26 protein-coding genes are annotated in these 20,288 nt (G+C 64.6%); 11 read left to right on the plus strand and 15 right to left on the minus strand.

From position 1 onward, the window contains the following. Positions 1–1,467, plus strand: a complete 1,467-nt coding sequence (locus ABCR88_RS03965; protein ID WP_041115838.1) for a D-aminoacylase — start codon at positions 1–3, stop codon at positions 1,465–1,467. 116 nt (positions 1,468–1,583) lie between these two features. Next, positions 1,584–1,952: a glyoxalase superfamily protein gene (locus tag ABCR88_RS03970; protein WP_011059140.1), complete on the plus strand. Its 369-nt coding sequence runs from the start codon at positions 1,584–1,586 to the stop codon at positions 1,950–1,952. A gap of 6 nt (positions 1,953–1,958) precedes the next feature. Here the strand turns inward: ABCR88_RS03970 and ABCR88_RS03975 are convergent, their stop codons facing one another. From ABCR88_RS03975 to ABCR88_RS03985, 3 genes are all read right to left on the minus strand, one after another. After that, positions 1,959–2,987 carry an AraC family transcriptional regulator gene (locus ABCR88_RS03975; protein ID WP_011059141.1) on the minus strand — a complete coding sequence of 343 codons (1,029 nt, stop codon included), beginning with the start codon at positions 2,985–2,987 and terminating at the stop codon, positions 1,959–1,961. Positions 2,988–3,159: 172 nt separating this feature from the next. Continuing rightward, complete coding sequence (locus ABCR88_RS03980; RefSeq protein WP_041115840.1) at positions 3,160–5,079, minus strand: methyl-accepting chemotaxis protein; 1,920 nt, start codon at positions 5,077–5,079, stop codon at positions 3,160–3,162. Then, on the minus strand, positions 5,076–5,372 hold the full coding sequence (locus tag ABCR88_RS03985; RefSeq protein WP_144404844.1) for a hypothetical protein: 297 nt from the start codon (positions 5,370–5,372) through the stop codon (positions 5,076–5,078). The genes ABCR88_RS03980 and ABCR88_RS03985 overlap by 4 nt, the downstream gene beginning before the upstream one ends. Positions 5,373–5,439: 67 nt before the next feature. Between ABCR88_RS03985 and ABCR88_RS03990 the strand changes: the two genes are divergently transcribed. Beyond that, a complete protein-coding gene (locus tag ABCR88_RS03990; protein WP_041115842.1) occupies positions 5,440–6,117 on the plus strand; it encodes a histidine phosphatase family protein in 678 nt (225 codons plus the stop codon). 50 nt (positions 6,118–6,167) lie between these two features. Here ABCR88_RS03990 and ABCR88_RS03995 read toward each other — a convergent pair whose 3' ends face one another. From ABCR88_RS03995 to ABCR88_RS04005, 3 genes are all read right to left on the minus strand, one after another. Beyond that, a complete protein-coding gene (locus tag ABCR88_RS03995) occupies positions 6,168–6,749 on the minus strand; it encodes a DUF2589 domain-containing protein (RefSeq protein ID WP_041115844.1) in 582 nt (193 codons plus the stop codon). Positions 6,750–6,829: 80 nt separating this feature from the next. After that, positions 6,830–7,489: a DUF2589 domain-containing protein gene (locus ABCR88_RS04000; protein WP_011059145.1), complete on the minus strand. Its 660-nt coding sequence runs from the start codon at positions 7,487–7,489 to the stop codon at positions 6,830–6,832. Between the two features lie 82 nt (positions 7,490–7,571). Next, positions 7,572–7,955, minus strand: a complete 384-nt coding sequence (locus tag ABCR88_RS04005; RefSeq protein ID WP_011059146.1) for a hypothetical protein — start codon at positions 7,953–7,955, stop codon at positions 7,572–7,574. 168 nt (positions 7,956–8,123) lie between these two features. On the opposite strand from ABCR88_RS04005, the gene ABCR88_RS04010 reads away from it, so the two are divergent. Continuing rightward, a complete protein-coding gene (locus ABCR88_RS04010; RefSeq protein ID WP_015634071.1) occupies positions 8,124–8,681 on the plus strand; it encodes a pesticin C-terminus-like muramidase in 558 nt (185 codons plus the stop codon). A gap of 42 nt (positions 8,682–8,723) precedes the next feature. Here ABCR88_RS04010 and ABCR88_RS04015 read toward each other — a convergent pair whose 3' ends face one another. Continuing rightward, a complete protein-coding gene (locus ABCR88_RS04015; protein ID WP_041115846.1) occupies positions 8,724–9,182 on the minus strand; it encodes a hypothetical protein in 459 nt (152 codons plus the stop codon). An 88-nt stretch (positions 9,183–9,270) separates the two neighbouring features. Continuing rightward, positions 9,271–9,819 carry a hypothetical protein gene (locus ABCR88_RS04020; protein ID WP_232512081.1) on the minus strand — a complete coding sequence of 183 codons (549 nt, stop codon included), beginning with the start codon at positions 9,817–9,819 and terminating at the stop codon, positions 9,271–9,273. Between the two features lie 211 nt (positions 9,820–10,030). Here ABCR88_RS04020 and ABCR88_RS04025 point away from each other — a divergent pair, with 211 nt between their 5' ends. Further along, entirely contained in the window at positions 10,031–10,366 is a 336-nt protein-coding gene (locus ABCR88_RS04025) for a lipoprotein (protein WP_041115848.1), read from the plus strand. A 55-nt stretch (positions 10,367–10,421) separates the two neighbouring features. Here ABCR88_RS04025 and ABCR88_RS04030 read toward each other — a convergent pair whose 3' ends face one another. From ABCR88_RS04030 to ABCR88_RS04040, 3 genes are all read right to left on the minus strand, one after another. After that, entirely contained in the window at positions 10,422–11,888 is a 1,467-nt protein-coding gene (locus tag ABCR88_RS04030; RefSeq protein ID WP_350404146.1) for a phospholipid carrier-dependent glycosyltransferase, read from the minus strand. Between the two features lie 133 nt (positions 11,889–12,021). Then, positions 12,022–12,387, minus strand: coding sequence for a hypothetical protein (locus ABCR88_RS04035; RefSeq protein ID WP_350404147.1), 366 nt, complete (start codon positions 12,385–12,387; stop codon positions 12,022–12,024). A 19-nt stretch (positions 12,388–12,406) separates the two neighbouring features. Next, positions 12,407–12,760 carry a helix-turn-helix domain-containing protein gene (locus tag ABCR88_RS04040; protein WP_041115852.1) on the minus strand — a complete coding sequence of 118 codons (354 nt, stop codon included), beginning with the start codon at positions 12,758–12,760 and terminating at the stop codon, positions 12,407–12,409. 106 nt (positions 12,761–12,866) lie between these two features. Here ABCR88_RS04040 and ABCR88_RS04045 point away from each other — a divergent pair, with 106 nt between their 5' ends. Further along, a complete protein-coding gene (locus ABCR88_RS04045) occupies positions 12,867–13,901 on the plus strand; it encodes a zinc-binding alcohol dehydrogenase family protein (RefSeq protein WP_350404148.1) in 1,035 nt (344 codons plus the stop codon). A 12-nt stretch (positions 13,902–13,913) separates the two neighbouring features. On the opposite strand, the gene ABCR88_RS04050 is transcribed toward ABCR88_RS04045, so the two are convergent. Next, positions 13,914–14,402: a hypothetical protein gene (locus ABCR88_RS04050; RefSeq protein WP_041115856.1), complete on the minus strand. Its 489-nt coding sequence runs from the start codon at positions 14,400–14,402 to the stop codon at positions 13,914–13,916. 88 nt (positions 14,403–14,490) lie between these two features. Beyond that, positions 14,491–14,961, minus strand: a complete 471-nt coding sequence (locus tag ABCR88_RS04055; RefSeq protein WP_232512082.1) for a hypothetical protein — start codon at positions 14,959–14,961, stop codon at positions 14,491–14,493. A 201-nt stretch (positions 14,962–15,162) separates the two neighbouring features. On the opposite strand from ABCR88_RS04055, the gene ABCR88_RS04060 reads away from it, so the two are divergent. Further along, on the plus strand, positions 15,163–15,324 hold the full coding sequence (locus tag ABCR88_RS04060) for a hypothetical protein (protein ID WP_178116190.1): 162 nt from the start codon (positions 15,163–15,165) through the stop codon (positions 15,322–15,324). Between the two features lie 5 nt (positions 15,325–15,329). After that, a complete protein-coding gene (locus ABCR88_RS04065) occupies positions 15,330–15,647 on the plus strand; it encodes a hypothetical protein (RefSeq protein ID WP_011059155.1) in 318 nt (105 codons plus the stop codon). Positions 15,648–15,673: 26 nt separating this feature from the next. On the opposite strand, the gene ABCR88_RS04070 is transcribed toward ABCR88_RS04065, so the two are convergent. Continuing rightward, positions 15,674–16,456 (minus strand): helix-turn-helix transcriptional regulator, encoded by a 783-nt coding sequence (locus ABCR88_RS04070; protein WP_019092815.1) that lies wholly within the window; start codon positions 16,454–16,456, stop codon positions 15,674–15,676. A 115-nt stretch (positions 16,457–16,571) separates the two neighbouring features. On the opposite strand from ABCR88_RS04070, the gene ABCR88_RS04075 reads away from it, so the two are divergent. From ABCR88_RS04075 to ABCR88_RS04085, 3 genes are all read left to right on the plus strand, one after another. After that, positions 16,572–17,456 carry an EamA family transporter gene (locus tag ABCR88_RS04075; protein ID WP_041115862.1) on the plus strand — a complete coding sequence of 295 codons (885 nt, stop codon included), beginning with the start codon at positions 16,572–16,574 and terminating at the stop codon, positions 17,454–17,456. Positions 17,457–17,714: 258 nt separating this feature from the next. Beyond that, complete coding sequence (locus ABCR88_RS04080) at positions 17,715–19,355, plus strand: hypothetical protein (protein WP_350404149.1); 1,641 nt, start codon at positions 17,715–17,717, stop codon at positions 19,353–19,355. A gap of 69 nt (positions 19,356–19,424) precedes the next feature. Further along, on the plus strand, positions 19,425–19,904 hold the full coding sequence (locus ABCR88_RS04085) for a GNAT family N-acetyltransferase (protein ID WP_053148985.1): 480 nt from the start codon (positions 19,425–19,427) through the stop codon (positions 19,902–19,904). Between the two features lies 1 nt (position 19,905). Here ABCR88_RS04085 and ABCR88_RS04090 read toward each other — a convergent pair whose 3' ends face one another. Continuing rightward, the gene (locus ABCR88_RS04090) at positions 19,906–20,265 is read right to left on the minus strand and encodes a RidA family protein (RefSeq protein WP_175456899.1); all 360 of its coding nucleotides are present in this window, start codon (positions 20,263–20,265) and stop codon (positions 19,906–19,908) included. Positions 20,266–20,288: the final 23 nt, after the last annotated feature.

Here is a 20,288-nt window from a genome sequence, read left to right on the forward strand (position 1 = left end):
ATGCGCTACCACACGCTGATCCGCAACGCCCTGATCATCGACGGCAGCGACCGTCCCGGTTACCCCGCCGACCTGGCCATCCTCGACGGGCGCATCGCACGCATCGGCGATCTGTCCGCGGCCAGCGCCGAGCAAGAGATCGACGCCGCCGGGCGGGTGCTGGCCCCGGGTTTCATCGATGTGCACACCCATGACGACACGGTGGTGATCCGCCAGCCGCAGATGCTGCCCAAGCTCAGCCAGGGGGTGACCACGGTGATCGTCGGCAACTGCGGGATCAGCGCCGCGCCGGTGACCCTCAAGGGCGACCCGCCGGACCCGATGAACCTGCTGGGCGAGCGCTCGATGTTCGTCTACCCGCGTTTTCGTGACTACCGCGCAGCGGTGGATGCCGCGCGCCCGGCGATCAACGTGGCGGCGCTGGTGGGGCATACCGCGCTGCGCAGCAACCACCTGCCGGACCTGTTTCGCACGGCCACGGCCGATGAAATCAGCGCCATGCGCGGGCAACTGCGCGAAAGCCTGGAGAGCGGCGCCCTGGGCCTGTCCAGCGGGCTGGCCTACGCCAGCGCGTTTTGCGCCGAGACCGATGAAGTGCTGCAACTGGCCCAGGAATTGACGGCGTTCGGCGCGGTGTACACCACCCATTTGCGCAGCGAGTTCGAGCCGGTGCTGGAGGCCATGGACGAAGCTTTTCTGATTGGTCGCGCGGCCCGGGCACCGGTAATCGTCTCGCACCTCAAGTGCGCCGGCGCCGGCAACTGGGGGCGCAGCCCGCAACTGCTGGCAGCCCTGGAAAACGCCGCCCGGGAACACCCGGTGGGCTGCGACTGCTATCCCTACGCCGCCAGTTCCTCGACCCTGGACCTCAAGCAGGTCACCGATGCCTACCGCATCACCATCACCTGGTCCACACCGCACCCTGAGCAGGGCGGTCGCGACTTGAGCGAGATCGCCGCCGACTGGGGCGTCAGCCTGCTGGCCGCCGCCGAGCGCCTGCAACCGGCGGGGGCGGTGTACTACGGCATGGATGAAAACGATGTGCGGCGCATCCTCGCCCATCCGCTGTCGATGATCGGCTCCGATGGCCTGCCGGAAGATCCTTTCCCCCATCCAAGATTGTGGGGCGCCTTCCCCCGGGTACTGGGGTACTTCAGCCGCGACCTGGGCCTGTTCCCGCTGCACACTGCGGTGCACAAGATGACCGGGCTGTCCGCGGCGCGCTTCGGCCTGCACCAGCGTGGCGAGATCCGCGAAGGGCACTGGGCCGATCTGGTGCTGTTCGACCCGGCGCGGGTGCGCGACGTGGCGGATTTCAAGGAGCCGCAGCGCGCCGCGCAAGGCATCGATGGGGTCTGGGTCAATGGCGTGCGCAGTTTTGCCCAGGGCCGGGCCAACGGCGAACGCCACGGGCGCTTCCTGCCCCGGGAAGGTGACCTGCGCCCGGGATTTGCATTCGCTGGCTGATTTGTTGACCTCCGTCACAATGATGGCGCTGTGCTATTAAAGAATCCCCGAGCGGCGCCGAACTGCTGATAATCGCCGTCTGTATAGTCGGCTCATTTCAGTCAGGGAGTCGCGCAATGAGCTTTGGCAAAACCACCCCCATCCTGCGGATCTTCGATGAAGCCAAGGCCCGGGAGTTTTACCTCGATTTCCTGGGTTTCTCCCTGGATTGGGAACACCGCTTCGAAGCCGATTTTCCGCTGTACATGCAGGTCTCGCGGGGCGAGTGCGTGCTGCACCTTACCGAGCACCATGGCGACTGCTCGCCGGGTGCGGCCCTGCGGATCGAGACCGATGAACTGGAAACCTTCCAGCAGCAGTTGCTGGCCAAGCAGTACCGCTTCTCCCATCCGCAGATCCAGGCCATGCCCTGGGGCAGCCAGGACATGACCATCAGCGACCCGTTCGGCAATCGCCTGGTGTTCACCAACGCCATCAGCGTGTAACGGGTTTCAGGCCTTGCCGGAGCTCTGCGCGCTCAGGCGGAACTGCCCTGGGGTCAGCCCGGTGCGGGTCTTGAAACTGCGGTGGAACGAGCGCGGTTCGGTGAACCCCAGACAATCGGAGATGCCCTGGATCGACAGCTCGCTGTGGCGCAGATAGTGCTCGGCCAGCTCCTGGCGCAGGTCGTCGAGAATCTGCTGGTATGAAGTGCCAGCCTGTTGCAGTTGGCGCTGCAGGGTGCGTACCGACAGGTGCAGGTGCTGCGCCACCTGCTCCTTGCGCGGCAGGCCGTCCTTGAGCAACTGGCGCAGCACGTTGTGCACCTGCAAGGCCAGGGGCGCATCGCCCAGGGAAGCCATCATCGCCTGGGCATGTTCTTCCAGGGTCTTGAGCAGGCGCGCGTCGGCCTGGCGCAGGGGCATCTGCAGGTACTCCAGCGGCGCCACCAGCGCCGAGCAGGGTTGCTGGAACAGCACCGGGCAGCCGAACAACGCCTCGTACTGCGCCGCCTCGGCGGGTTCCGGCAGGGCGTGTTCGAACCACACCGCGCTGGGCGACAACTGCGAATCGGCGATCCAGCGCGCATACAACAGCCAGGACGCCAGGACGTTTTCCACCAGGTGGCGGCGGATGTCCGGGCGCTGATGGCGGCAACTCCAGATCAGCCGTACCTGGTTGCCAGCGACTTCGGCGCGGCTGGTGCCCATGTCTCCCACCAGTTTTTCGAACGGCATGATGCGGCCCATGGCTTCGCCGAGGGTCGCGCAGTTCATGGTGATGTAGCCCAGCACATTCCACGAGCTGGGTTTGACGAAGCGCGCCGAATTGAGCCCGAACAGCGGATCGCCCGAGTGCTGGCAGAAATAGTCCAGCAGCCGCTCATGCACCTCCATGGGCAGGCGCAGGCTGGTGTCGTTCAACTGCGCGGCGCTAAGCCCGGCTGCCGCTAGAGCCGGCTCGGTGGCAATACCCAATTGCTCCGCATAGAGCAGGTATTTCAGCAGGGGCGGGACCGAAGTAAAACCGAGGCTGGGCATGAACGGGTTCCTGGTGACTAATCCCTAGGACAGCAGGACGAAGACCGGGAAAGGTAAGGGCAAACCCTGATGGGTGTAAATGCTCGGGTCCGGGGATTGGCGCCTTTCGCTGGCAAGCCAGCTCCTACGGAGGGTGTAGGAGCCGGCTTTCCGGCGAAGGGGCCGCGGCGAATCAGACGCGGAAGTGGCTGACCATCATCTGCAACTGGCCGCCCAGGCGCGCCAGTTCAACACTTGCGGCTGCGGTTTCATCGCTGGCGGCGGCGGTCTGTTCGGAGACGTCGCGCACGTTGATGATGCTGCGGCTGATCTCTTCAGCCACGGCGCTCTGTTGCTCGGCAGCGGCGGCGATCTGCTGGTTCATCGACTGGATGTTGGAAACGGTGCGGGTGATGCTTTCCAGCGAGGCGCCGGCCTTGCGGGTCAGTTCGACGCTGCTGTCGGTCAGGCTGCGGCTGTTGTTCATCACCGTGGCCACTTGCTGGGTGCCGTTCTGCAGGCCGGCCACCAGTTCCTCGATCTCTTCGGTGGACTTCTGGGTGCGCTGGGCCAGGGCCCGCACTTCGTCGGCGACCACGGCGAAACCACGCCCGGCTTCACCGGCACGAGCGGCTTCAATGGCGGCGTTCAGTGCCAGCAGGTTGGTCTGTTCGGCCACGGCCTTGATCACGTCCATGACGCTGCCGATCTTGTCGCTTTCCTGCTGCAGCACGGTCATGGCGTCGGTGGAGCGCACCACTTCACTGGCCAGGCGCTCGATCTGCTCGATGGCCTGGGCCACCACCTTGTCGCCCTGGCGGGCTTCGCCGTCGGCGGCGGCCGCGGCCTGGGAGGCTTCTTCGGCATTGCGCGCGACTTCCTGCACGGTGGCGGTCATCTCGTGCATGGCGGTGGCCACCTGGTCGGTCTCGACTTTCTGGCTGTTGACCCCAGCGCTGGTTTCTTCGGTCACCGCGGACAGTTCTTCCGCGGCGCTGGCGATCTGGGTCACGCCGTCGCGGATGCCGCTGATCAGCTCGCGCAGGGTCACGCCCATGCGCACGATGCCTTGTTGCAGCACGCCCAGTTCGTCGCGGCGGGTGACCCGCAGGTTCTCGGTCAGGTCGCCGGAGGCGATGCGCTCGACCACGGCCAGGGTTTCCTGCAGTGGGCGGGTGATCTGCCGGGTGATGATCACGGCGGCCAGTACACCGACCAGCAGCGCCAGCAGGGTGCTGATCAGCTGCAGGCTGCGGGCCTGGGCGCTCTCGATGTCGCGGCGGTCCAGCTGGATCTGGTACAGGGCGTCACTGCGGCTGACGATGTCGGCGCCCTGGTCGGTCATTTCCTTGCGCGCCTCTACGGCGTTGGTGAAGGCGACCTTGAAGGCCTGCAGCGAGCTGCGGTAGCCACTCAGGGCGGTTTCGAGCTGTTGCAGGGCATCGCGCTGGGTGCTGCTGAAATGGGACTTGAGCTGATCCATTTCGGCAATCGCAGCGTTGAGCTGGGTGACGGCTTTCTGTTCGGTGTCCGGGTTGTTGGTGGTGACGTAGCCGCGCACTTCATAGCGCGCCAGCTGGAAGGCTTCCTTGGCCTGGGTGATGGCCTGGAACTGCTCGAAGCGCTCATCGCTCAGGGGCAACTGCTTGACCCAGGAGTTGATCCCGTTGATCAGGTCATTGGCGCGTTCGGCGTTCTGGTTCATCGCCAGGCGCGCAGCGTCGCCGCTGCGGTAGGCATTGCGCATCTTGTTCAGCGAGTCCTGATAGGCACTGATGGTCGCGCCCAGGCCTTGCAGGAGCTTGATGTTTTCCGGGCTCTGGAACGAGGCCAGGAGTTTTTTCTGCTGGGCGCTGAAATCGTCCAGGGTGTTCTGCACGCCTTGGGCGGCGGTTTCGTCGCCGTTGGCCAGCATGTACTGCAGGCGGGTGACCCGCAGCTTGGTCAGGCCGCTGTTGAGCTGAGTGATGTCGCTCATCCAGTTGCTGCGGTCGATCAGGCTGCCCAGGCTGGTCCAGCCGGTCAGTGCAAGGACGGTGGTCAGGGCCAGGACCAGGCCGAAACCCAGGCCCAGCTTAAGGTTGACGCTGATGTTGGCAAACCAACTACTCATTGAATTCCTCCAGGAACGTAGCTCTTCTTGATCTTGAGTTGGCTGGAAGATTGTTGTTGTTGGTGACCAGCAAGGTGTTTTGTAGGGGGTGTATCGGCGGGATGTGCCATAGCTGAAACGATTTCGTCGGCATTGTCCCAAGACAATGTTTTAGGCGATGGACGGCTATTTTGCGGGATGTGCCGCCGGTCCGTTGAGCTTTTTTTCACATTGATTTCACTCGGGCCCCACGCCCGGCGCTCTAGAGTCTGGGCGGTCGATGCCACGGGCATCGGCCAGCGTTCAATTGTCATCAGGCTTTCGTAGCCTTGCTGTGCGCTGCTCAACACATCGGAACATTCTCGTAAGGGCGGCTGGGAATTGACTACAAGACTGGTGTTGCCGGCGAGCAAGCGGCCCTTCCTGGGGCGCTTCCTGGTCCGTTACAAGAACCTGCTGGCGCTGCTGCTGGGCGCTTGCCTGGTGATTCCCCTGGGGCTGCTCCTGCTCCGGCCGGCCTCGGTGCCCGACCTGAGCCACGGCAACGGGGCCGGGCTCCAGGCCCTGACGGCCGCCTGGGACAAGGGCGAAATGATTGTGCTGGTGCGGCACATGGAGCGCTGCGACCGCTCCAATGCCGCGTGCCTGGGCCCGGCCGATGGCATTACCGACCGGGCCCGCGAGGTGGCGGTGGGGCTCGGCGCGCAGTTCGAGCACCTGGGCCTGGAGCGTACCGATATCTACAACAGCCCGTTGACGCGCACCGCGCAGACCGCGAGCTACATGTTCAGCAAGGTCAGCAGTGGCGATGGCTGGCTGTTCAACTGCAAGAACACCATGTTGCGTGATGTCATGGCGCACAAGGTCGCCGGGCGCAACCTGGTGCTGGTGACCCACAGCGAATGCATGGCGCAGATGGAGCAGGACCTGAAACGGGCGACCCCGACCCTGGGGTACGGCGCTTCCCTGTTCGTCTCCACCGATACCCTCAATGGCGCGCCGAAGATGCTCGGCCTGATCGAGGCCAGTGACTGGCGCTCGGTGAACCTCAAGCCCTGACCGCAGGCGGCCGCTCCGTGTAGCTGGCCTTCAGGGGCATAGGAAGCGGCTCAAGGTGGCAGCAGGTCCGGCTCGGCCGGTGGCGTGCCAGCCGCTGGCGGGGTGGCTGCCGGGCCGTCGTTGATGCGCTGCGGGCTGATCAGGTTGGTGAACTCCTCGATCAGGCGCTGGATCGCTTCCGGCGGCTGGCAGTCGCGAAACTCCATGCTGATCTGTACCTCGTCCGGGTCGCGTTCCTGGCCGTCACGCTTGCCGCTGCCGAAGGTGACGAAAAACTTCTCGCTCTGCAGCTCGCCGTTCTCCAGATCGTGGCTGGCCTTCTGCAGCTCGGTGGCCTGCATGCGCACCGACAGGTCGACAGTCATCTTGTGCAGGGCCAGGCCCTTGGGCGAAACCAGCGCAATCAGCGGCACATTGATGATGTGGTCTTCGTTGAGCGCCACCTCGACCATCTTGGCCTTCATCGGCGTGCCCAGGTCGTCGACGTTGTAGTCGAAGAACTGGTCGAACAACTTGATGTACTGCTGGGCGATCAGGTTGTGGGTGGCGGCTGCAGCCTGATGCATGCCGCGGGTGATATGGCTCAGGTCGCTGGCGGACATGGGCTCCTTGCTGCGAGAAAAAAACGCCATGGATCACGCTCCTTGTTCGGTGGCTGAAGTGCCCCGCCATGAAGGCGGGGCGGGTTACTGGGGCGAAGGCGCGGTGTGGATCAACCGCCGGTACCGGTTTTCTTCTCGTCCGCGGCATCGGGCATTTTCAGCGCGTTGGCGGTCGGGAGCTTGTCGGTGTCGGTCGGTTGAGTGCTAGGCAGCCGCACAGGCTTGGTGGCTGCGTCGGTGAGGAAGTCGATGACCCGCATCAGGGCTTCCGGTGGGTCCTGGCGGACGATCTTGGTGCTGATGGCGTAGCGGGCGCGGGTGTCGGTCTTGCGGGTCTGGGTCGATTTGTGGCTCGCCGCGCCCTTGACCGAAACGCTGAACGGGCCCCAGCCCATCTTCGCCTCGAAACTGCCGGAGGCTTCGGTGCTGCTGGTGTCCTCGGCCATCTGGCTGATGGTCAGCTCGAACTCGATGGAGCCTTCCTCGATGGTGATGTTGGGGTGACTGATGGCCGCCAGCAACGGGATGCGCATCGACTTCTTCACGGTGCCCTTGTACACCCCCTGCTCATCCACCAGGGTTTCGTCGTAGTCGAACTGCACCGAAACCGCCTGGCCGTTCTGAATGCACACGCCCATCAGGAAGTCCGCATAGGCTTTGCTCGCGGCGACCTGCGCCTGAATCATCGCCATCAGTGGACCGGTGATCATCTTGTCCAGGGGCAGGGCGGCGATCACGCCGCCAATCAGGCCCTTATCGATATCTGCCATGGTCTAGCTCCTTGTTCTTTGTTGCGCGAAATGCGCCCTTGCAGGTTAAGAAAGCCGTGAAGGCCGATTCAGCAGGAATCGATTACCGGTGAGTGTTGGCATCCAGGCGGCGGATGTTGCCGATCTGCCGCAGGCTCAGGCCGTACTTGTCCGCCAGCACACTGCGGGAAATACCGCCCAGGCTTTCCAGTTGAATGTGCTGGTTGCGGATCTGCCGGCAGAAGTGGTCGGCCTTGGGGATCTCCAGGGCCAGGCCGGCGAAACGCTCGATCAGCGCGTTGAGGGCGTCGGGCGGCAGGATCAAAGCCAGGGAGGTACGTTCGGCATGCTTGGGGATGTACTTGGGGCGGCCGCCGTATTCACGGGTCAGGCGGTAGGCATTTTCCAGTCCGATGCAGTCGATGAGGGCCTGGAGCGAGTGAGGGAGCTGGCGAACATCGATGAGTACGAGGTCTTTCACGTCCATTTGGTACCTCCTTGGAATTATGGATAAGGCTGGTTTGATCCTAAGGAGGTGTCTCGTCCTCTGTTCAGTGGGAAATTTCCCCCCTATTAAGGGGAACTATTACATTCTGATGTTGTATCGGTCGCTGGTGGTGCACTGGATTTTCCTAAACTGGATGAGGAAAAATCCATGTCACGCTACGCGATTGATTTCAGTTTTATCGCCGCTCTGGAGGGAGCTGCCATTACCCGCGGTTATGTGCCCGATCCGGACAAGAGCAAGAGTGGCGTCACGGTGGGCACAGGCTTCGATCTGGGGCAACGGAACGTAGAGGACCTGCAGGCGCTCAATCTGCCGGCGGACCTGATCCGGCGACTGACCCCCTACCTGGGGCTGAAGGGGCTCAAGGCCAAGGCGTTTCTCGACGGCCAGCCCTTGAACATCAGCAGTGACGAGGCGCTTTTGGTGGACGAGGCATTCAAGGCGCCCTTCGTCGATCTTCTGGCAGCGAACTACACCAAGGCCAGCGGAGTGGACTTCGCTCAACTGCCGGCACCGATGCAGACCGTTATCGCCTCGGTGGCCTTTCAGTACGGCAACCTGGCCAGTCGCACACCGAACTTCTGGGCCCAGGTGGTGGCCCGCGACTGGAAGAGTGCCCTGGCCAACCTGCGCAACTTTGGCGACAGCTACGGCACTCGCCGGCGCAAGGAGGCTGATCTGCTGGGCTCGCAGCTAACCTCGTAAGTGCTCGCCGCCCAGGCTCAAGGCCTGGGCGGCTTGCCGGTTTCAAGGGCAGGGGTAGGTTTGCAGCAGGCTGGCGTTGCCCATGTGGCTGGTGTCGTCGGGTTGTGTGCCGCTGGGCAGCGAGCGCCAGTCCACCAACAGGCACATGGCCTTGAGGGAAATGCCCTTGGCCTGGCCGATGGGGTTGGAAAACTCATAGCGGTACAGCGCCTGGGTGGTGTTCTGCGGGGTTACGCTGCTGGCATTGATCAAGGTGCTGCGAGCCATGTCCGGCAGTTTGTCCTGGCTGACGGTAAAGCGCGGTTGCTCGCCCTGGTGGACGAACACGCCCTGGTCACGAGAGCGTTTCCACAGTTGCTGCCACTGGCTGCTGCCGGCGACGGTGCTCAGGGTGGCGGCGTAGGCCTTGAGGGTGGCGGGCGGCACCTGGGCGGTTTCCAGGGCGTGGGCAGCGCTGGCCAAGAGGCTCAGGCCGATGATCAGTGAACGCAGAATCAACATGGGAATAACTCCTTTTCCAGGCCGCAACGGCCCGACACGAACACGGGGGAAGTCTCCGCGGCGACAGGCTGTCGCCGGGGAGCAAGGCTTAGCGGGCGTCGAGGTAATCCCAGCGCAGGCCTTCCTTGTTGTTTTTAGCAGTCAATTCCTTGGCCACGGTGTTCTCGATGGCGTTGACGTTGATGTTTTCCACTTCGAGGATGTTTTTGTTCGCCAGTTGCTGGCGGAACTCGGCCTTGTTGGTGAGGAACTGGCAGGCGTGTCCCAGCTCGTGCATCAGCACCAGGGCGGGGGACAGGCGCTCGACCCGGTCGCTGCTGAATAGCGCGAGGAATTTCTGGAAATTGCTCAGGTCCGGCTGCTTGTATTTTTTCTCGATGGCGTACACCTGGGACTTGAGGTTCCACACCACGCGCCCGGCGGAAGTGGTGGAGGTGGCAGCCGGAGGAATCCAGCGGTCGGTCTTGTCCGCTGCCGACGAGTTGGTGACTTCCACGATCAGCTCTTCCTTGACGGCGATCAGTTCGTCGATCAGGAAGCTGGCCAGGTCGGATTGGCGCAGATAGTGGCAGGCATCGTCGAAACGCTTCTGGGCGACGGCCTGGTCCAGGGTCGTGGTTGTAACGGTGATGGTCATGACTGACTCCTTTGAGGAAATGCCCGTCAATGGGCAGGAGTCATGGTTTCAAGGGCGGTGAGCGGGTATCAGCGGGAAAGGATTCAAGGGGTGGCGTTCAAGGGGGCGGGGGCAAGGGGCGGGGCCACGGGGATGGGCATTTCAATGTCGCGCGAGTAAAGTGCCGCGCCCGGGAAATGAATCCCGGACGCTTTTTCCATGGAGTTGCGTCGTGAAGCACATCAGCAAAGTCGTTGCCTCTGCCTGCCTCGGTCTGGTTCTTGCGGGCTGCACCGGCACCCCGATGAAAACCCAGCAGTTGGACAGCAGCCAGTACACCGTGATCGGTCACAGTGAAGCGACCGCCACCGGCATCATGTTGTTCGGGGTGATCCCGATCCAGCAGAACAGCCGTTTCGTCCGCGCGCAGACTGCGGCGATCAAGGCCAAGGGCGGCGACGCCCTGATCAACACCCAGGTCCAGGAAAACTGGTTCTGGGCCTGGGTCCTGAGCGGCTACACCACCAAGGTCTCCGGTGATGTGGTCAAGCTGAAGAACCCTCAGTAAGCCTCGCCCGGATAGACAAACGGCACCTGATTCAGGTGCCGTTTTCGTTGCTGGGTCAGTGGCCCGGCGCGAGGCTGACGAAGTGGTAGGCCTGGCGGCTGACCATGAGGGTCTTGAGGATCTGCAATGGCGGCTTGGGCGTCTGGTCGCCGCCGATGACGGCGACATGCTGCGGCGACTCGGCGAGAAAGGCCTGCAACTGCGCTTCGGTCTGCAGGTCCTTGAGCAGGCTCTGGGTGTAGAACACGCTGGCGCCGGCGATGCGTTCGTTGGCCTGGTACAGCGCCAGCTGGTGCCCGCTACCCTGCAACGCCATGATCCGGTCGGTCACTGGAACGAACGACAGTTCGCGGTCGGCCCTGGGCGCGGCCCATTGGGCGTTGGCCAGATAGCCGCCGATCACCAGGGCCATGAGCGTTATCAGCAAGCCCTTGCGCTGGCGCCCCACGGCACTCCAGAAACCCGTGCCCGGGGCCCGCTTGGCCAGGCGCTGGTAGAGCACTGCGCCATATTCCGCCGCCAGCACCGCCGCGGCCGGGGTCAGGGACATCAGGTACACCGTGCGCTTGCTCGAAGCCAGGCACAGCAAGGCGAACTGCGCCAGCAGCCAGAGGCTGAAAAACAGCAGGTAGCGGTTCTGCACCAGGGTTTTACGGAAATGCCACAGGCCCAGGTAAACCAGGATGTTCCACGGCAGGAAGGCCTGGGGCAGCTTGGCCAGGTAGTAGTAGAAGGGCTCGTAGTGTCCGGCCTCCTCGAAGGAGCCGTCGAAGCGCCCGACGCTGTTGGTCCACAGCACTTCCCCCAGGGCCTGCAGGCCGCCGCGCTGGTAGAGCATGTACAGCCAGATCATCAGCGGCACCAGCCCCAGCAGGGTCAGCAGGCCCGGGCGCAGCCAGTGGCTGAAGGTGAAGCGCTTGTCGATCAGGCTGTCGGCCAGCAAGTAGGCGAAGATCACCACCCCGGGCATGGCCAGGCCGAGCACGCCCTTGCTCAGGGTGGCGATGGCGATCCCGCCGGCGAACGCCAGCCAGGAGAGCCGCGCCGGCTGCTGCGCGGCCTGGCGTCGATGGGCCTGGAAAAACGCCAGCAGGGCCAGGGTTACCCCGAGGCTGAGCAGGGCATCCTCGCCCACGCCGCGCACGTTGCTCCAGTAACTGGCCATGGTCGCCAGCATCAGCCCGGCCATGGCCGCCAGGGCTGCCGGCCGGCCAAAGCGGCGCAGCATGGCGTACAGCAGCATCACGCTGAACAGCCCGGCGAAGGCCGAGGCCAGGCGCACCGCCAGGGGCGTGCCGCCGAAGGCGCGGATGGCCCCGGCATCGAGCCACAGGCTCAGCGGCGGTTTTTCCAGGAATGGCGTGCCGAACAGGCGCGGTGTGACCCAGTCATCGTCCAGGTGCATCTCCATGGCGATCCCGGCCACCCGGGCTTCGGTGGAACCTTGCAACTGGTGGTTGCCCAGGGCGAAGAAGAACAGCAGGCAGGCCAGCAGAAACAGTAGCGGAGCGGGTCGTGACATGAGTTGTGCGCCGGCAGGTCGAGGGGCGCAGCCGGAAGGCCGCGGGCAAGCCCGAAAGTATACGTAGGCAAGTCTTAACGAATTGTGAACAAGTAGGGGTAAAACGTGCGGATGTTCGCCGGCTGTGCGCGGGTTAGCCCATGGCCTGCTGGTAGGCGGCCACGGCTCGCGGGAACAGCTGTTCGTAGAGGGGGTAGGCGATGCCCAGCACGGTGATCTCGATGGCATCGGCGCCACATTCGGCGGAGTAGTCCTGAATGCTCACGCCCAGGGCAGGCACGGGTTGGTCGAGGTGGTGTACTACCAGGTGCAGCCCGCTCTGGCTCGCTCCTGCCAGTGCACGAACCTGCTGCTGGAGGCCGGCATAGGCCGGGGCGGCGATGAATTGGCCGAAGGCCACACCCATGGGCGGGTCGGCCGACTCCAGGGCCGACCAGCCGAGCAGGGTCGAGCCCTGGTAGACCTTGAACCTTGCTGGAGTATCCGGGTGGGCGGGCATGGGGGGCTCTGGTGAGGGATCAGGTGAGGGCGCTTTCCTGCTGTTGCCGGCTGATGCGCCCGCGGCCCCAGGCCGACAGCGCCTCGACCACCGGCTGCAGCGATTGCCCCTCTTCGGTCAGGCGGTATTCCACCCGCGGCGGCACCTCGGCGTACACCGTGCGCGCCACCAGGCCGGCGGCTTCCAGGTCCCGCAACTGCTTGGTCAAAAGACGTTGGGAGATCCCCGGCAGGCGCCGTTGCAGTTCATTGAAACGCAGGAACTCGTTGGCCAGCAATTGATGCAGGACCACACCTTTCCAGCGGCCGTCGATCAGGTCCAGGGTGACCTCCACCGGGCAGCCTGGAATGTCCTGGTAGTGTTTGTTTTTCATCGCCTGACGGTCCTTTTGCGTAGCAGGTACGCAAAAGTACCCTACTTGTGCGGGCAGGGCATGAGGGATTTAAGTGTGCGCTTTCAACCGCCAAGGAAGCTCTGCAATGAAGGCCATCGCCTACCTCAAAGGCTCGCACCTGTCTGACCCCCACGCGTTCTGCGAGGTGCAACTGGCCCCGCCGCCACTGGAACCTCATGACCTGCTGGTGGCGGTCGAGGCGGTATCGGTCAACCCTTTGGACACTAAGGTCCGCGCCGGCCAGGTGGCGGTGCCCGACGAGGTGCGCACCCTGGGCTGGGACGCCAGTGGCGTGGTCCGCGCGGTGGGTAGCGCGGTGACCCTGTTCGCCCCTGGAGATGCGGTGTTCTATGCCGGCACCTTCACCCGCGAGGGGGCCAATGCCGAGCTGCACCGGGTCGATGAACGCCTGGTGGGGCACAAGCCCAAGCGCCTGTCCTTTGCCCAGGCGGCGGCCATGCCGTTGACCGCGCTGACCGCCTGGCAATTGCTCTTCGAACGCCTGGGCCGGGTGCCCGGCGACCTGTCCCGGCAGGGCACGCTGCTGATTGTCGGTGGCGCCGGTGGCGTGGGTTCGGTGCTGATCCAGCTGGTGCGCCAGCTGACCGGGATGACGGTGATCGCCACCGCCTCGCGGCCGGACAGCCGCCAGTGGTGCCTGGACCGGGGGGCCCATCAGGTGTTGGATCATTCCCGCTCGCTGGTGCCGCAAGTGGCCGCCCTCGACCTGCCGCCACCGAGCCATATCGCCGCCCTGACCCACACCGCCCGGCACTATGCCGAGCTGAGCGAAATCATCGCGCCCCACGGCCATCTCGCGCTGATCGACGATCACGACTTCTTCGATGCGCTGCCGCTCAAGGCCAAGAGCGTGTCCTTGCACTGGGAGATGGTTTTCACCCGGGCGCTGTTTCAGACCCCGGACATGATCGAGCAGCACCACATCCTCAACCGGCTGGGGCAACTGCTGGACCAGGGCGTGATACGCAGCACCTTGAATGAAGTCATTCACCCCTTCAGCGCCGACAGCCTGCGCCGGGCCCATGCCCGGGTGGAGCAGGGCGGCCTGCTGGGCAAAGTGGTAGTGGCCCGCGAGGCCGAGCCCGGCGCCTCGTTGTAGAGGCTGTCGCGGTCAGCGCAGGTGGCGCCCGCTGCGCCACCAGAAGACGCCGCCGAGGAAGGCCCCCGCACAACCGAACAGCGGCGCCAGTGGCAGGTAGCGCGGCAAGCCCTCGGGTAGCGGTTCCTCTTCGGCCGGGTCGGAATAGAAGGTGGAAGGGGCCAGGCTCGCGACCACGGGGATGGTCGGCATGGCGGCCACCGCGCCGCTGAACAGGTAGATCAGCACGTTGCGCCAGGCAAAGCGCTGGGCCAGCCAGAAGAACAGCGCGCAAGGCAACGCCGTGAGAATGCCGGTCAGCACGCCACTGACGACCAGGGTCAGCAGGCCCACGAACAGCGTCTGCAGAATGATGTTGCCGTTCAACGAACCGGCGCTGGCCAGCATCGTCAGCATCAGCAGCAAGGCCAGCACCGTGGCCAGGGCCGTGACGCCGATGAAGTAAGCGGCGAACCAGTCTTCCGGCTGCACGCTGCGTCGGGGTGGAGTTGTTGTGGACATGGAAAGGATCGCTATAGGGGTGGCTGTTTTGGCCCTGCTCCAGGGGTGGGTTGCCTGGCGTCGGGCCGGTGGTGAAAAAAGGCTCGGTTCAGCGCAAGTGACGCCCGCTGCGCCACCAGAACAGCCCCCCCATGAACACCCCACAGCCGCCGAACATCGATACCAGCTGTAAATAGTGCAGCGCAGCGCTGACGCCGTGCGGGAGGTTGAAGAGTTCGGGGAGCAGTTGGGTCATCACGGGAATGGCGAACTGCGCCGCCAGGGCTCCGCTCACTAGGTAGATCCACAGGCGACGCCAGTTAAAGCGCTGGGCCAGCCAGAAGAACAGGATGCACGGCAAGGCGGCGATCAGGGTAATCAGCACCAGGCTCACCATCAGCACCGCCACGCTGAACGACAGGGAGTCCAGCAGCGCCTTCCACGGGGTCTCGCTGGAAGTCAGCAGTATCAGGTTGAGCACCAGCATCAGGGCCAGGGACAGCCCGGCGACGCCGATGAAGTAGGTGGCGATCCAGTGACCGCGGTTCAGGGTGCGAACGGATTGGGGCGCTTGGGACATGGTGGGCACGGGCCTCAGGCTGAGAATGACCGGAGCAAGGCTATCGGCAGCGAGCCTGTCTGTTTGTGGAGTTTGCGTGTTTTTTTCGCGGTCGACGCGCTCTGGTGGATGACTCCGGGGCAGAAAATCCCTTATACAGGCAGTGGCCCGTCGGTCGTGCATGGGCCCGGTTTGCACCCCCCCACCCAGAAGGAGATGGACATGTTCAAGTTCCTGGATATTACCGAGTTGCCCCGTACCCCTGCGCATCGTGATTCAGGCTCCGTCAGCGGAGCGATCAATGCCTGGGAGCTGAAAAATCGGGCTCTCAATACGAAGGGGTTTGTTACATGTCCAAAGAATTACTCGGAGTTTCTGCTGTAGGGCTGATGGTGCTGGGCGAGTTCTGCGCCATCTACAGTGAAGTGGTGGTGGCGCGGCTGGCCCATTCCGGCAACACCTCCGGTGCCGAACTGGCGTTGCCAGTGCTGATCATGTGCCTGGGCGGTATCTGCCTGCTGGCGGCCTACTGGCTGGGTTACGTGGCGGTGGGCGACATCTGGATCATCACCGTGGTCTCGGTAACGTCGCTGCTGCTCCTGGAGCCGCTGGTGATCTGGGCCCTGTTCCAGCAGGCGCCCGGGCGCGGTGCCTTGATCGGCTTCTGCCTCGGCGCGCTGGGGATGTTGTCCGCCGTGTTCCTCTAGCACGGCCTCGCTCCGGCTCGGGTCCTTCAGGCCCGGGCCCGGGCAAAATAGCGGCTGGGCGTCTCGCCCAATACCTTGCGAAACACACCGCTGAACGCACTCGGGCTGCTGTAGCCCAGGTCGCTGGCGACCCGGGTCACGGCCTCGCCCTGGCCCAGGCGCACCACGGCAGCCAGCAGGCAGGCCTGCTGGCGCCACTCGACGAAGCTGATGCCGGTGTGCTGGCGGAACAGCCGGGTGAAGGTGCGGCGGCTCATGCCGGCGCGCTCGGCCATTTCATCGATCCCCAACTCCAGCGAAGGTTGCTCCAGCGCCTCGCGGCAGGCCCTGGCCAGCCGTGGCTCGCGGGGAAGCGGAGCATTGAGGGCAAGGGCCGGCATGGCCGCGACTTCATGCAGCAGCAGGTTCATCACCTGGCCCTGCACGCTGCCCACGGCGTAGCGCGGGGGAATGGCCGTGGCCCGCAGCAGCAACTGGCGCAGCAGCTCGGACACCTCCCGCACCTGGCATTGTTCCGGCAGGCCCAGGCGCTTGGCTGCCCGGGGCCGTACATAGGTGTTGAGCATGGTCACCGGCCCGCTCATGTGCATGGCGTGGGGCACGCCGGCCGGCACCCAGATGGCCCGCTGCGGCGGCACCACCCAGTTGCCCTGGTCGCTGAAGACGCTGATCACCCCCGTGGCCGCATAGGCGAACTGCCCGCGCCGATGCTGGTGCTCGGCGAAGTACAGGCCGTCGGGGTAGTCGATGGCGGTGACCACCACATCCCGCGGGGTATTTTCGTAAGGATCGATATCGATGGGTTGCATGGCCCGAATCTACTGATAATTGACCTAATACTGCAAGCGGGCCATGGCGCGCCGGGGCGATAGTTCGGCCCCGGCCGGGGAATGACCCGCGGCCGCCTGTCCTGGACCGCGCGACATGCAGAAAAAACACCTGTTCCTGGCCCTGTTGGTGACGGCCTTGTGGGGCCTGAACTTTCCCATCACCAAACTGGGCCTGGCCAGTATCGATCCGTTGCTGCTCACCGCCCTGCGTTTCACCCTGGCGGCGCTGCCCTGGGTGTTCCTGGTGCCGCGCCCGCCGGTGGCATTCGCCTGGCTGGCGGCCTACGGGCTGATTTTCGGCGTCGCCATGTGGGCGCTGATCAACCTGGGGATCGATCACGGCGTGGCGCCGGGCACGGCTGCACTGTTGATCCAGTTCAGTGCCTTTTTCTCCCTGGGCTGGGGCGTGCTGCTGTTCGGCGAGCGCCTGCGCCTGCAACAGGTGCTGGCCACGGCCATTGCCCTGTGGGGGCTGCTGCGGATCATTGGCGACAGCCCCGGGCATGCCACCAGCCTGGGTTATGCCCTGCTGCTGGTGAGTGCATTCAGCTGGAGCGTGGGCAACGTCATCATCAAGCGCTGCGGGGTGCGTGAGGTGTTCGCTTTCGTGGTCTGGGCGAGCCTGTTTGCGCCATTGCCGCTGCTGGCATTGACCTGGGTAAGCCACGGGAGTGCGCCGTTTCTGCAACTGGCCGGGCAGGTGTCCGTCAGTGCGCTGCTGTCGCTGATGTTTCAGGTCTATGCGGCGACGCACTTCTGTTACTGGGGCTGGAACCTGTTGCTGCGGGAGTATCCGGTCTCTCGGGTGGCGCCCTTGTCGTTGCTGATCCCGGTGTTCGGCATGGCCGGGTCGGTGTTGATCCTGGGGCAGCGGGTCGGGGTCGATGAGGCTGTATCCATGGGCCTGATCCTGCTGGCGCTGGCAGTGGGGCAGTTCGACTGGCGCCGGCTTATCACCCTGGGTCGCCGTTCCCTGTAGCCGCTGCCGCAGGCTGCGAACGCTCTGGGGGCACTGTCGCAGGAAGCGCAGGGACCCTGAGGCCGCCAGAGGTTTGCCTGAAGATCGCCAGGCAAGGCCCTGCGGGCCTTTTCGCAGCCTCGCGGGCTCGGCAGCGGCTACAGTCGGCTGTGCGGAGCGGGTTTTTTATCCTTGTTCAGGCACCGTTCAGGGGCTGCGCGAGCAACATGTCCAGCCTTATGCCTCGCTTTGGGTGCGGCGCTTTCTGGTGGGGCGAAGATGGTTCGAGAAACGCGTTTGAGTATTGAGGTCTGGGGTATTTACCTGGTGGCCCTGCTGCTGTTCACCTTTGGCATCTGGGACCAGCAGCCCCAGGGTTTCGACGGCCGTTGGGCGCTGTTCCTGCAGGAAATGTTCCGCCACGGCGCCAGCCTGTTCCCCACTACCTACGGCCAGCCATACCCGGACTACCCGGGCACCGCGACCTTCTTCAGCTACCTGTTCGCCCAGGCTTTCGGCGCCCCCAACCACCTGGCCAATATCCTGCCCACCGCGCTGGCCTCGGCCGGGGTGCTGGCGCTGCTGTATCGCTTGCTGGCGCCTTCGGGGCGCACCTGGGCACTGCTCGCGGTGCTGCTCACGGCGCTGACCAGCCAGCTGTTGGACAAGTCCCGCTCGGTGTGCCTGGACCAGATGGTTTCCCTGCTGTGCCTGGGCACCTTCTACCTGCTGCACAGCGGCGAGCAACTGGGCTCCCGGCTGCGGTTGTGGGCGGTGCTGCCGCTGCTGGTGCTGGCCTTTGCCATTCGCGGGCCCCTGGGGCTGGTGGAAGTCTGCGGGGTGGCCTGCACCTACTGGCTGCTGGGGGACAGCCGCACCCGCGAGGCGCGGCTGACGCTGATCAAACGGGTGCTCGCCTATGGCGTCAGTGGCCTCCTGTTGCTGGCCGGCTGCTGGTGGCTGCTGATGCAACTGGCCTATCTCGCTGGTGGCGAAGATTTCGTCCGTCAGGTCTACAACATGCAGGTGGTCGGGCGCCTGGATGAAAGCGGCGAGCCGTTCTACTTCTACTTCCAGCTGGCGCTGTACCGCTACTTCCCGGTGGTGCCCCTGGCCCTGGCGACGCTCTGGGTATTGCGCCGGCAATGGTCGCAGCGCCATGTGAACCCGCAGCTGCGCCTGGTACTTCGGCTGGGGGCCTGTGGCCTGATGATCCTGCTGGGCCTGTCGGTGCCGCACTTCAAGCGCGCCTATTACATCCTGCCCATGGTGCCGATGTTCGCTGCGGTGGCGGCCTACGGCCTGCTCACGGCCCGGGGCTGGCTGGGCAAGGTGCGCAGCGGCTACCTGTGGCTGGTGGGTTTGTTGCCGGGGTTGTGCATCCTGGTGCTGTTCGTCCTGCGCCACAGCTGGCACAAGCACGGTTACTGGCCGCCGGTGTCCATGCCGTTGCTGATCGCGATCTTCGTCGTGTTGCAGCTGCTGGCGCTGTATGGCTGGCGCAAGACCCTGGGCAGTTTCGGGCGGCGTCTGGTGCTGCTCAGCGGCTTGGCCCTGGCGGCGCAATGGACGCTGCTGGTGGCGGTGGTGGACCCGGCCAAGGATCTGCAGTTCGACACTAAGGCCTTCGTTTCCCAGGTGGAGCAGTTGCGCCAGGTCAGCCCCGGGCCGCTGGTGTTCTTCAACCTGGGCCAGGACACCTGGGCGGTGCGCTACATGATGAACCTGGACCACGACGAACAGCCGCTGTTCGTCAGCGGCGACGACCCCGGGCACTTGGACTCGCTGCCCCATGACTCCTGGGTGATGATCGCGCGCAAGGACCGGGGGCTGCTGGATAACACCTCCCTGGAGAATCAGTTGCCGGTGTTCGAGGGGCGGCTCAACGACAACCCCTGCCTGGTGTTCCAGTTGCAATAAGTGCTTGGCAGGGCCTGGGGCGGGCCGTATTTTGGCCACTGTCATCCGCGGGATAACCAGGGAGTGGTCATGCAATATCAGGTTCGTCCGGCCGTACCGGCCGATGCTCCACAGGTCAGCCAGGTGATCCTGGCGGCCTTGCTCGCCAGCAATGCCCAGGACTACCCCGCCAGTGTGATCGAGCGGGTCCAGGCCAGCTTCACCCCCGATGCAGTGCGCCAACTGATGCAGCGCCGGCAGATGTTTGTCGCCCTGGTGCACGGGGAATTGCGGGGCACCGCCAGCCTCGACGGGCGTGCGGTGCGTTCGGTGTTTGTCGACCCGGCCTACCACGGCCAGGGCCTGGGGCGGCAACTGATGGCCGCGGTCGAGCAGGCGGCGCTGGATTCGGGCCAGACCTCGCTGGTGGTGCCCTCGTCGGTCACCGCTGAAGGCTTTTATGCCCGCCTGGGCTTTGTCCGGGTACGCGAGCATTACGAGGGCGAGGAGCTGACGCTGATCATGGAGCGGGCCCTGGTGGCCACTGAGACCGGGCCAGGGCTGGGCTGATTCAGGCCGGTTGCGCAGCAATCACCAACACTTCGATGCGGTAGTGCGGCTTGGCCATGGGCGCCTGCACGCAAGCCCGCACCGGTGCCTGGACACCTTCGAGCCAGGCATCCCAGAGCAGGTTCATGGCCGGGTAGTCAGCCATGTCCTTGAGCCAGATCTGCGCGCTGAGCAGGTGGCCCTTGTCGGTGCCGGCCCTGGCCAGCAGGGCGTCGATCTGTTGCAGCACATCCTGCGTCTGGGCGCGGATGTCCCCTTCGGTCAATTGCGAAACCTGGCCTGCCAGGTAGACGGTCCGGTTGTGGATCACGGCCTGGCTGAAGCGCGCGGTGGTGCCGATTCGCTGGAGGGATGAGGTCATGTCGAGGTCCATTGGTTCGTCCA

Origin of the sequence: Pseudomonas sp. W17 (assembly GCF_040268305.1) — a bacterium.
Lineage (GTDB): Bacteria > Pseudomonadota > Gammaproteobacteria > Pseudomonadales > Pseudomonadaceae > Aquipseudomonas > Aquipseudomonas protegens.

Bases quoted from the DNA above. Each gene is read 5' to 3' on its own strand.
- ABCR88_RS04015 (WP_041115846.1), bottom strand. From the start codon at position 9,182: ATGTTGATTCTGCGTTCACTGATCATCGGCCTGAGCCTCTTGGCCAGC.
- ABCR88_RS04010 (WP_015634071.1), top strand. From the start codon at position 8,124: ATGTCACGCTACGCGATTGATTTCAGTTTTATCGCCGCTCTGGAGGGA.
- ABCR88_RS04090 (WP_175456899.1), bottom strand. From the start codon at position 20,265: ATGACCTCATCCCTCCAGCGAATCGGCACCACCGCGCGCTTCAGCCAG.
- ABCR88_RS04000 (WP_011059145.1), bottom strand. From the start codon at position 7,489: ATGGCAGATATCGATAAGGGCCTGATTGGCGGCGTGATCGCCGCCCTG.
- ABCR88_RS03995 (WP_041115844.1), bottom strand. From the start codon at position 6,749: ATGGCGTTTTTTTCTCGCAGCAAGGAGCCCATGTCCGCCAGCGACCTG.
- ABCR88_RS04030 (WP_350404146.1), bottom strand. From the start codon at position 11,888: ATGTCACGACCCGCTCCGCTACTGTTTCTGCTGGCCTGCCTGCTGTTC.
- ABCR88_RS04005 (WP_011059146.1), bottom strand. From the start codon at position 7,955: ATGGACGTGAAAGACCTCGTACTCATCGATGTTCGCCAGCTCCCTCAC.
- ABCR88_RS04075 (WP_041115862.1), top strand. From the start codon at position 16,572: ATGCAGAAAAAACACCTGTTCCTGGCCCTGTTGGTGACGGCCTTGTGG.
- ABCR88_RS03970 (WP_011059140.1), top strand. From the start codon at position 1,584: ATGAGCTTTGGCAAAACCACCCCCATCCTGCGGATCTTCGATGAAGCC.
- ABCR88_RS04080 (WP_350404149.1), top strand. From the start codon at position 17,715: ATGGTTCGAGAAACGCGTTTGAGTATTGAGGTCTGGGGTATTTACCTG.
- ABCR88_RS03965 (WP_041115838.1), top strand. From the start codon at position 1: ATGCGCTACCACACGCTGATCCGCAACGCCCTGATCATCGACGGCAGC.
- ABCR88_RS03980 (WP_041115840.1), bottom strand. From the start codon at position 5,079: ATGAGTAGTTGGTTTGCCAACATCAGCGTCAACCTTAAGCTGGGCCTG.
- ABCR88_RS03985 (WP_144404844.1), bottom strand. From the start codon at position 5,372: ATGACAATTGAACGCTGGCCGATGCCCGTGGCATCGACCGCCCAGACT.
- ABCR88_RS04055 (WP_232512082.1), bottom strand. From the start codon at position 14,961: ATGTCCCAAGCGCCCCAATCCGTTCGCACCCTGAACCGCGGTCACTGG.
- ABCR88_RS04085 (WP_053148985.1), top strand. From the start codon at position 19,425: ATGCAATATCAGGTTCGTCCGGCCGTACCGGCCGATGCTCCACAGGTC.
- ABCR88_RS04045 (WP_350404148.1), top strand. From the start codon at position 12,867: ATGAAGGCCATCGCCTACCTCAAAGGCTCGCACCTGTCTGACCCCCAC.
- ABCR88_RS04060 (WP_178116190.1), top strand. From the start codon at position 15,163: ATGTTCAAGTTCCTGGATATTACCGAGTTGCCCCGTACCCCTGCGCAT.
- ABCR88_RS04035 (WP_350404147.1), bottom strand. From the start codon at position 12,387: ATGCCCGCCCACCCGGATACTCCAGCAAGGTTCAAGGTCTACCAGGGC.
- ABCR88_RS04050 (WP_041115856.1), bottom strand. From the start codon at position 14,402: ATGTCCACAACAACTCCACCCCGACGCAGCGTGCAGCCGGAAGACTGG.
- ABCR88_RS03975 (WP_011059141.1), bottom strand. From the start codon at position 2,987: ATGCCCAGCCTCGGTTTTACTTCGGTCCCGCCCCTGCTGAAATACCTG.
- ABCR88_RS04040 (WP_041115852.1), bottom strand. From the start codon at position 12,760: ATGAAAAACAAACACTACCAGGACATTCCAGGCTGCCCGGTGGAGGTC.
- ABCR88_RS04020 (WP_232512081.1), bottom strand. From the start codon at position 9,819: ATGACCATCACCGTTACAACCACGACCCTGGACCAGGCCGTCGCCCAG.
- ABCR88_RS04065 (WP_011059155.1), top strand. From the start codon at position 15,330: ATGGTGCTGGGCGAGTTCTGCGCCATCTACAGTGAAGTGGTGGTGGCG.
- ABCR88_RS04070 (WP_019092815.1), bottom strand. From the start codon at position 16,456: ATGCAACCCATCGATATCGATCCTTACGAAAATACCCCGCGGGATGTG.